This is a genomic window from Pseudomonas gregormendelii (genome assembly GCF_017114825.1).
In the GTDB taxonomy this organism is placed as follows: domain Bacteria; phylum Pseudomonadota; class Gammaproteobacteria; order Pseudomonadales; family Pseudomonadaceae; genus Aquipseudomonas; species Aquipseudomonas gregormendelii.
The window spans coordinates 1-10,003 of record NZ_JADEVO010000071.1 but is presented as its reverse complement, the minus strand read 5'-3'; the positions used below and the strand labels follow the sequence as shown (position 1 = coordinate 10,003).

6 protein-coding genes and 2 rRNA genes are annotated in these 10,003 nt (G+C 58.5%); 4 read left to right on the top strand and 4 right to left on the bottom strand.

Translation table 11 applies throughout. From position 1 onward, the window contains the following. The coding region (locus IMW75_RS26290; RefSeq protein WP_336512447.1) for an immunoglobulin-like domain-containing protein at positions 1-4,400 on the top strand (4,400 nt) is incomplete at its 5' end. A gap of 147 nt (positions 4,401-4,547) precedes the next feature. After that, positions 4,548-4,886, top strand: coding sequence for a hypothetical protein (locus IMW75_RS26285; protein ID WP_045060508.1), 339 nt, complete (start codon positions 4,548-4,550; stop codon positions 4,884-4,886). 73 nt (positions 4,887-4,959) lie between these two features. Here the strand turns inward: IMW75_RS26285 and lapD are convergent, their stop codons facing one another. Both lapD and lapG read right to left on the bottom strand, forming a co-directional pair. Beyond that, complete coding sequence (gene lapD, locus IMW75_RS26280; RefSeq protein ID WP_205894248.1) at positions 4,960-6,906, bottom strand: cyclic di-GMP receptor LapD; 1,947 nt, start codon at positions 6,904-6,906, stop codon at positions 4,960-4,962. Between the two features lie 14 nt (positions 6,907-6,920). After that, positions 6,921-7,613: a cysteine protease LapG gene (gene lapG / locus IMW75_RS26275; RefSeq protein WP_205894247.1), complete on the bottom strand. Its 693-nt coding sequence runs from the start codon at positions 7,611-7,613 to the stop codon at positions 6,921-6,923. A gap of 189 nt (positions 7,614-7,802) precedes the next feature. Here lapG and IMW75_RS26270 point away from each other — a divergent pair, with 189 nt between their 5' ends. Further along, on the top strand, positions 7,803-8,492 hold the full coding sequence (locus tag IMW75_RS26270; RefSeq protein ID WP_205894246.1) for an FCD domain-containing protein: 690 nt from the start codon (positions 7,803-7,805) through the stop codon (positions 8,490-8,492). Between the two features lie 119 nt (positions 8,493-8,611). Then, positions 8,612-9,616, top strand: coding sequence for a DUF4880 domain-containing protein (locus IMW75_RS26265; RefSeq protein WP_045060512.1), 1,005 nt, complete (start codon positions 8,612-8,614; stop codon positions 9,614-9,616). A gap of 87 nt (positions 9,617-9,703) precedes the next feature. Here IMW75_RS26265 and rrf (IMW75_RS26260) read toward each other — a convergent pair. After that, a 5S ribosomal RNA gene (rrf, locus tag IMW75_RS26260) occupies positions 9,704-9,819 on the bottom strand. A 108-nt stretch (positions 9,820-9,927) separates the two neighbouring features. Beyond that, positions 9,928-10,003: ribosomal RNA gene (rrf, locus tag IMW75_RS27525) — 5S ribosomal RNA — on the bottom strand; the annotation flags it as partial.

Genomic DNA, 10,003 nt, shown 5'->3' with positions numbered 1-10,003 from the left:
TCGAGAACCTGGTCATCGGCGACGCCGCTGAACTGAATGTCACCGACACCACCAGCGAAGTCATCGCCAAACTGTCTGTGGATAAATCCACCATTACCGAAGGCGGTTCAGTCACCTACACCGTGACCCTGACCAACAAAGACGGCCTGCCGATCAACAGCCACGACGCGATGAGCTTCACCCTGAGCGATGGCAAGATCGTCAACATCGCCGCCAACGCCAGCTCCGGCTCGTTGTTGGTGCCGATCGCGGATGACGTCTACACCGGCGGCCAGACTGCGCTGGTGAACAAGCTCGATTCCGTCTCCGGCGGCAGCGTGAAGTTTGAACAGCTGACCCTCGACAAGACCCCGTTGACCACCACCATCACCGATGAGCCTGCAGGCCAAGGCGACCGGATTATCGTGAGCATCGAGGGCAACGGCGGCGTTGCTGAAAACGTCGGTGCAGCGTTTACCGTGAAGATCAATCAGGCGTTGAACGACAACCTCAACGTTACCTTGAGCAATGGCGGCACCGTCACCATCCTCAAGGGCAACACTTCGGCGATATACACCGCGCCGATCCAGGGCGAGGACGTCTACAAAGACGGCGGCACCTTGAACCTGACTGTCAGCTCAGCGACCGTGCCGGGTAAAACCTTCGAGAACCTGGGAATCAGCACCACTCCAGGCTCCGTAGTGATCTCCGATACGACCAACGAAGTCATCGCCAAACTGTCTGTGGATAAATCCACCGTCGCCGAAGGCGGCCAGATCACCTACACCGTGACCCTGACCAACAAAGACGGCCTGCCGATCAACAGCCACGATGCGATGAGCTTCACCCTGAGCGATGGCAAGATCGTCAACATCGCCGCCAACGCCAGCTCCGGCTCGTTGTTGGTGCCGATCGCGGATGACGTCTACACCGGCGGCCAGACTGCGCTGGTGAACAAGCTCGATTCCGTCTCCGGCGGCAGCGTGAAGTTTGAACAGCTGACCCTCGACAAGACCCCGTTGACCACTACCATCACCGACGAGCCTGCAGGCCAAGGCGACAAAGTCACCGTGGGCATCACTGGCGATGCTTCAGTCGTTGAAGGCCAGACAGCGCACTACACGCTGAACCTGAGCAACACCTCCCACGGCGAAGTCACTGTCACCCTGAAATACAGCGGTACAGCTGCCAATGGTGTGGACTTCCAGGGCGTGACCACGGTCAAGATCCCGGCCAACAGCAATGGCGTCGGTTTCGACATCTCGACCATCAACGACAAGCTGGTGGAAGGTTCCGAGAACTTCGTGATCACCATCGACAGCGTCGCAGGCGGTAATTTTGAGAACATCGCGATCGACCCTGCGAAAAACAGCGTCACCACCACCATCGTCGACAACGACCATGCACCTGTTGCTGTAAGCGGCGGTGTTACCGGCATTGAAGACACTGACCTGGTGCTGACGTGGGCCAACTTCCAAACCACCGATGTCGATAACGACAGTCCTCTGAGCATCACCATCACGGACATCGCCGGTCGTGGTGACCTGATGTTCAACGGTGCGGCTGGCTGGGTGAAGGTCGCGGCGGGCCAGGTCATCAGCCAGGCGGATATCGCCGGCGGCAAATTGAAGTTTGTACCAGTGGGCAACGAGTCCGGTGCTGACGGTTATGGCGGCACTGGCATTGGCAACAAGGCCGCTGACTACGCGCAGATCAAGTTCAAGCCTACCGACGGTTTCAACCAGGGCAATGAAGCGACACTCAAAGTCGACATTACCCCAGTAGCTGACAGACCGACGCTGACTGTGGACAGCAACGCAGTCACCTCGACCGGCCTGCTCAAGGAAGTCTGGACCAACCTGTCCGGCTTGAGCGCAGGTTATGACGGCAGCGTAGGCAGCGGTGCGGCAACGGCCACCCTGAAGTCGGTGATTGATGCGGCGAAGAATCCGAACAGCACCAGCACCTCGACCAACGTGCAATCCAGTGGCGACGTCGCTGTGGGTACCGCATCGAAAACGTCCGGCCTGATCTACCTGGAAGCCGGCAAAACTTACACCTTCAGCGGCAGCGCTGACGACAGTCTGCTGGTGACTATTGGCGGCAAAGATGTAGCCAGCGCGCTGTGGGGTAAAGGTGGCGCCATCTCGGGTACAGGCTTCAAGCCGACTACCAGCGGCTACTACACCATCGACATCTACCACCACAACCAGAGTGGCCCGGGCAGCTATGACGTCAACCTGTCGATCAACGGCGCCGCCGCTGTCGACCTGAGCAGTTCCGGTATCCCGCTGTACACCGGCGTGGCCAACCTGGCCGCATCCGGCGTGACGGTGTCCGAGCTGCACGGTGCTAACGGTGAAGGTTACTACGAGGGCTACAAGCTCAACGAAGGCGCGGAGAACGGCAGCGTACACCTGTCGAAGATCACCACCGCACTGACCGATACCGACGGTTCGGAAAGCCTCAGCGTGACCATCGGCGGCTTCCCCAAAGGCATGGTGCTGAGCGACGACGCGGGCCACACTTGGACCGTGGGCACCGATGGCAAGGCGATAGTGACTGGCTGGAACCTGGCCAACCTGACCCTGACGCCACCGGCTTACTACAATGGCAAGTTCGACCTGACCGTGACCTCGACTTCTACCGAGCAACTGGGTGGTTCGGCTTCGAGTACGGCGACGATTCCGGTCACCATTTACCCGGCGACGTACAACCCGATCACGCTGACTGCGGGCAATGACGTTCAGGACGGCACCTTTGGCAATGACATCATCGTAGCCGACGTCGCCGGGCTTACGCCGATCCCCGGGCAGAACTACAACATCGCATTCATGGTCGACAGTTCGGGCAGCATGAGCGAGGCCTCTGTGACGTCGGCCAAGAACTCACTGATAGCGGTATTTACCTCGCTGATCGCCAGCGCCACATCGCAAGGCGAGAACCCGGGTACCGTTAAGGTATTCCTGGTGGACTTCGATACGCAGGTGAACAAATCGATTTCGGTCGACTTGTCGGTCAATGGGGCGCTAGACAGCTTGAAGACCGTGCTCGATAGCATGAACAAGGGTGGCTGGACTAACTACGAGGACGTATTCAAGACCACGGCCAACTGGTTCTACAGCACCGACGCTAAGAGCAACCCGAATGCGATTAACCTGACTTACTTCATCACCGATGGTGAGCCAACTGCCTATACCTCCTATGAGGTAGTCAATCCAAAAGTCGTTGATTACTGGTCAAACAACACCAGCGACATCAACCTCGACAGCCTGATGAAGGCCGGTGATTACAAGCCTGGTACCGCGTTCAACACGATGATCGGTGGCAAACTCCGGACATTGGTTGATGCAAGCGGCAACGTTTACAAATGGACCCAGGACAGTTCCGGCGACTGGAAATCTTCGAAGATCGACAGCGACTTGAAGATTCACGCGCAGGGGGATGGCACGTACGAACTGTCTTACAACGACGGCCAAGGCAGGGTCGATCGCGCCAGTGCCACTAACGCAGGACTAGCACTGGCACTGTTCGCAGCCGCCAACTCCACCGTACAAGCCATTGGCTTGAACAACGCAGTTACCGAAAACGACCTGGCTCCGTACAACACGACCAAAGGAAAACCGCTGGCCAACATCAACCCTGATGACCTGGCTAACGCGATCCTCGGCCACAACGAGGCGACACTGCCAGGAAGCGACACCATCAACGGCGGCGATGGCAACGACATCATCTTCGGCGACCTGGTGAGCTTCAACGGCGTTACCGGTGAGGGCTACACCGCACTGCAAGCGTTCGTCGGCCAGGAAACAGGTGTCGAAACCAACAAGGTCACCCCAAGCAACGTGCACCAGTTCGTGACCGAGAACTACAAAGTGTTCGACGTGTCCGGTGCTCATGACGGCAACGACACGCTGCTGGGCGGTGCCGGCAACGACATCATCTTCGGCCAGGGTGGCGACGACAAACTGTACGGCGGCAATGGCAACGACATCCTGCTTGGCGGAACCGGCAACGACCTGCTCGACGGTGGCGACGGCAATGACATCCTTATCGGTGGCAAAGGCAACGACACCCTGATCGGCGGTCTGGGTGGCGACACCTTCGTCTGGAAAGCTGGCGACACCGGTGCCGACGTGATCAAGGACTTCAAGGCCGCCGAAGGTGACCGTATCGACCTGCGTGATTTGTTGCAGAACGAGACCGGAAGCACCATCGACAACTTCCTGAAGATCACCACGACGGACGGCGTGTCGTCCCTGGAAGTGAACTCTGGCGGCAAGTTCAACAGTAATGACGCAGCAGCTGCTAAGGCCGATGTGACGATCAAACTCGAAGGCAACAACTGGTCGACCGCCAACCTGCACAACCTGATTGCCGGTAGCGATCCGACCATCAAGGTTGATCACAACAACAGCTGATAGCCAGCGGATGGCCGCCCAAACCGGGCGGCCGTCACGTTTGCGACAATCACCCCGGTGACGATTTCGTCGTCGCACCGCATACTCGTGCGCAGTTGTCCTATGCTGCTGACAGCATGAAGCTGGTCCATTTCTGAGGGATGCTCAATGTTTTACGTGCAACGCGATGCGCAAGGCCAATTAGTGCGCGTGGAGGCGGCGGCTTACGCCGAGGCCACCGAGACGCTGCCCGCGGATCATCATGAGATCCAGGCGTGGTACGCCAACGAAGTGATGGAAGTCAGCCTCAAACAGCTCAAGCAGAGCGACCTGGAAATGATCCGGGTACTCGACGACTTGATTCAGGTGCTGACCAGCAAAGGCGTGATTCGGGTGACGGACTTGCCGGCGGCGGCGCAGGCCAAGCTGATGGACCGGAACCAGGCGCGTGAGGCGTTGGGTGGATTGAGTCACTTGATTGATGATGAAGAGACGGGGTTGATTTAGGACCGTTGCCAAAGCAAAAGATCGTCCGATCGCGGCCCGAGCCTTCGAACGATCTTTTGTGCTTCTGAAGTGTTTACTGCCAGGGCTTGGGCTCACCAAACAACTGCCCTTGCACCCCATAAAGCCCCATCTCGCGGATCACCGACAACTCCCCTTCAGTCTCGACCCGCTCAGCTATCAGCGGCAGATCAATGCTGTGCGCTGCGCGCTGGATCGCCTCGATGAACAGGCGCTTGTCGCCCTCCTGATCAATCGCACGGATGTAGCTGCCGTCGATCTTGAGGTAGGCCAGGCCCAGGCGTGCAAGGTTGCCGATCATGCTGAAGCGTCCGCCAAAACGTTGCAGGCTCAGGGAGAAGCCCAGTTCACGCAAACGCTTGGTCAATTGCTCGAGCACGGCTTGCTCGGGAATCTGCTCCTCGCCGATTTCCAGGGTCAGGCGCGGCCCCATGTTCGAATGTGCGCGCAAGATCTCGAACACCTTGTTCAGCATCTGCGGATCCGCCAGCGTGGCCGAAGACAGGTTCAGCGCCAGTGACTCGTCATGACCGGCCATTTGCTCCAGCACCAATTCCAGCATCAGCCGGTCCAGGCGCGCGGTCCAGCCAAAGCGCTCCAGCCAGGGCAGGAAACGCCCCGCAGGGATGGTCTGGCCCTGATCGTCAATCAGCCGCGACAGCACCTTGTAGTGCAGCACCAGCTGCGGGTCCTGACTGGCGACTACCGGCTGGAAGTACAGTTGCAGGCCTCGATTTGTCAGTGCCTGATCCAGCAGATTGTGCCAGGCATGGTGGTCATCTGCGACGCGGGACGAAGCGCTGTGATCCAGGCAGGCCCAGCTCGGCTCACCCTGTGTTTCCGCCTGCGCCAGTGCCTGGTCGGCTAACCCGATGACCGCCTGCGGTGAGTCACCATGGACAAACGGTGCCAGGCCCAGGGAGGCAACCGAGGCCACATCGGTGGCTCCGGTGGCATGCAGGCTCGCCAGGGCGCTGTCGAGGTTACGCGCCAGTTGCAGCGCTTCTTCACGGACCAGCCCAGGGGCCAGCACGGCAAACTCGCCGCCGCGAATACGTGTGACCAGGTTGAGAGTCTCGGGATACTTGGCGCACTCACGCGATAGCTGCTCGCCGACCGCAATCAGCAACTCGTCGGTGCGCTGACCGCCGAGACGCTGGTTCAAACCGGCCAGATCCTTCACCCGTAGCAACAGCAGATAACCCGAGCTGGCCTGCTCCGGGTTGCTCACCCGGGCGTTCAATTGCATCTCGAAATACCGCCGATTGGCCAAACCCGTGAGGGTGTCCTGATACGATTCGACGCGCAGTTTTTCACTGCGCTCGGCCTGCTCCTGGAACAGCGCCTTGAGCTTCTCGACCATCTGGTTCATGGCCTGGACAACGCGTCGCAATTCGGGGGTGCGCGGCAGGTCCGGCAGGCTGAGAAACTCACGTCGGGCAATGGCGTGGGATTGCTTGACCATGTAGTCCAGGGGCTTCAATTGCCGACGCAGCAGCAGCGCACCCAGCACCGCACTGACGGCGCCACAGAGCAGGAGCCAGCCCAGGCTGCCCAGTGCGCTCTGCCACAACTTGGCCAATGCAAACATCGGGTGACTGACGACCTCGACCCGCGCCGCCTGCTCCCAGCCACGGCTGACGATGGCATCACCACCGGCGGGCTCCAGCCCGATCAGCTTGACGAACCAGTCGGGCACGTTGGTCACCGCTGGAATGCCGCTGCGTTCCACGATGACGTTGTCGTTGCTGACGTCTATCACCCGAATGCTGGCGTAGTAACCACTGTCGAAAATCGAGCTGACCAGCAGCTCGACCATCGCCGGGTCATCAATATTAGGCGTCAGCGACAACGCCAGGGCCGTTGCCGCATCCTGGGCGTGGGAGCGCAGCTGGTTGATGTATTGGGTCCGCGAGCTTTCCAGGCTGACCATGAAGCTGCCAGTGAAAGCGACTACCAGGAACAGACAGATAGCGATCAAAAGCTGTTTGAACAAAGACATCTGAGCGCGTGCTCCTAGTTAGTCGTCTCGACCGGAAAACCTTCGGCCTGCATTTTCTTTAACACATCCTGCCAGCGGGACAGGCGTTTGGTGTCGCTGACTTTTTTGTTGCCCTTGGCGCCCGGAAGGTACAACCCTTCTGCGTTGAAAGAGTAGACCGGTAACAGGTCGGTTCGTTGATTGGCAGGCTTGATTACATCGATCAAGCTGTCGAGCACCAGCGGCATTGCCTCGGGACTCGAATAGTAGGTCAATACCATATGCGCGCGATTCTGGCGCAAGGCCTTGACGTAGGTGATGCGCAGTTTGTCACTGGAAACACCAAGATGGCGCAGGCTGAAATACTTGGCGATGGCATAGTCTTCGCAATCTCCTGCGCCTTTCCACAACGCTTCGACCGGCGTCTCCCAATAATCAACCTCGTTCCACAGGTCGATATCCTCCACATAACGTACTTTGCGGTTGAAGAACTGATTAACCAGATTGAGCTGCTCGAGTTCACCGACCTGCTTTTGTGTAGCCAATAAATGCTGCCAGGCGTCAATGCGTTGCTGCCCTTCGCCCAAGGGACCGTACAATGCCTGGGCACGGCGACTGATTAGCGAGAAATCCCAATCGGCATGCAGGCCGCCCAGCATGACGCCAGCCAGCAGCAGGGCGAATGAGAGCCAGCGCAAAATCCGAGGGATTGCGAAACGTACCGCCAATGCGAGGCATCCAGATCAGGCAGGTGGAATTCGGTTGATGGTGCAGGTTAGCCCGACAAAAGACAATGGCACGATGAGATCACTGATAGCGCGCTAAGCTTTCAGCGCGGCCGCCGGTTTGACATCTTGTCTGGCAGTCTCTAGTGTCAATTTGGATCCAATCACATTAAAACTTATTCAGGGTGCGTTGTGACACAAAAGCCCAACCCTCTTGGCAGTATCAAGATCAACGCGCCAATCCCTGCACACATGGCCCGCGCAGTGATTGAAGAGACCTTGCGCTCGGCGATTCTCGACGGCCGAATCCCGTGTGGCACAGCATTGCGTCAACAAGACCTGGCGGATTTCTTCGGGGTCAGTCGCATGCCGGTTCGCGAAGCACTGCGTCAGCTTGAGGCGCAGTCGCTGCTAAGCGTCATCGCACACAAAGGCGCCGTTGTTGCGCCGCTTGTCCAAGGCGATGCGGTGGAAACCTATGCACTGCGCATTCTGCTGGAGTCGCAAGCGCTGGGTCTGTCGATCCCTCTGCTTACCGCGGAGGACATTGAACAGGCAGCGCGCCATATCCATGATCTCGAGACAGAGCGCAACTTTACCGAGATCGGTCGTCTAAACCGCCTCTTCCACATGGCGCTCTACAGTAAAGCGCCCAACCGCAGGCTGTTGCGGCTGGTGGAGGACGGGCTGAATGAAGAGGAACGCTTCCTGCGCTTCAATCTGGAGGCGATGAACCTGGGTGAATTGTCCCAGGAGGACCACCGGGCGCTGTTGCGCGCAGTGGGGGACCGTGATGTCGAGGGCGCAGTGCGCTTGCTTGAACAGCACCTCAATCGTGCGGTGGAAGTGATTACGCGTTATCTCAATAGCCCCGAGCAATAGCCGTTCCAAGAAGGCTTGACCGATGTCATTCGACAGACGCGTGGCGATCAGTTGCGCAATTGGCTACCGGTGAAAGACAATGCGACTAATTATCATTGTGACATCCGGGCAGCCGCATCATGTCTTCATCACCGTTGGCAGCACAGGTGCCTGATCAACATGTGGTGAGACAGGCTATCCACTGGCTCCTGCGCTTGCGCAACAACGCTGGCAATCCCCGGCTGCGCCTGCAATGCGATGTATGGCGCGCGGAGCGCCAGGAACACGAACTGGCCTGGCAGCGTGTCAAATCCCTGCAGGCCGAGCTGAGCAGCGATCCGCGCGCCATAGCAGGCGCCCCGGACCACTTGAATACCTCGCCAGCCAGTGCCTTGGGCGTAGGCCGCCGGCAAGCCCTGCAGATGCTCTCCGGCTTGCTGCTGCTGGGTTCGACAGCCTGGTTGGCCAAGGACGCATACCACTGGCAACAATGGACCTGCGACTTCGCCACCACCACTGGCGAACGGCGTGGTTTCCAGCTGCCTGACGGCACCCGCCTCGAGCTCAATACCGCCAGTTCGGCAGACCTGGATTACACCCCTCATCAGCGACTGATCAAACTGACCCGAGGCGAGATACTCGTGACCTGTGGCGGGATCGATCAAGCCGCCTCGTTTGATCGTCCGTTAAGAGTGCAAAGTGTTCATGGATTGTTCGAGGGAGTGGATGCCCGGTATGTCCTTCTTCAGGAACCGAACCGCACCCGGCTCAGCGTAACGGCCGGCAAGGTGATCATTCATTCACCAGTGTCCGCCGCTGGCGTGCCCATTGAGGTGCGTCCCGGGCAAAGTTACCTGGTCGATCGCCAACAAGCGTCAATGGCGTCACCGCCTGACCTGGAGCCAGGTACGTGGGTGGACGGCCTGATGGTTACGCGAAATATGCGTCTCGCAGACTTCCTGGACGAACTGGGCCGCCATCGGCATGGCCACCTGAGCTGCGCCACAGATATTGCTGACCTACGCCTCACCGGTGCATTCCGTCTGGACGACACTGACCAGCTCCTCGTTACCCTGACGCACGCCCTTCCCGTCCAGTTGCACTACCGAACGCGCTGGTGGGTCACCCTGCAAGGCAAAGCCTGAGTCATCGGTGATGGGCAAGTGGCATTCATAGGGCGCTAAACGACAAAACCCCTGTCTGCGTTAGCAGACAGGGGTTTTGGAATTCAATCTTGACGATGACCTACTCTCACATGGGGAAACCCCACACTACCATCGGCGATGCATCGTTTCACTGCTGAGTTCGGGATGGGATCAGGTGGTTCCAATGCTCTATGGTCGTCAAGAAATTCTGTGACCCGCCCGTTACAGCAGTAACGTGCAGGTGAAAATGAGTGACTTCTACAAAAACAAAACCCCTACCTGCATACGCAGATAGGGGTTTCGGAATTTAATCTTGACGATGACCTACTCTCACATGGGGAAACCCCACACTACCATCGGCGATGCATCGTTTCACTGCTGAGTTCG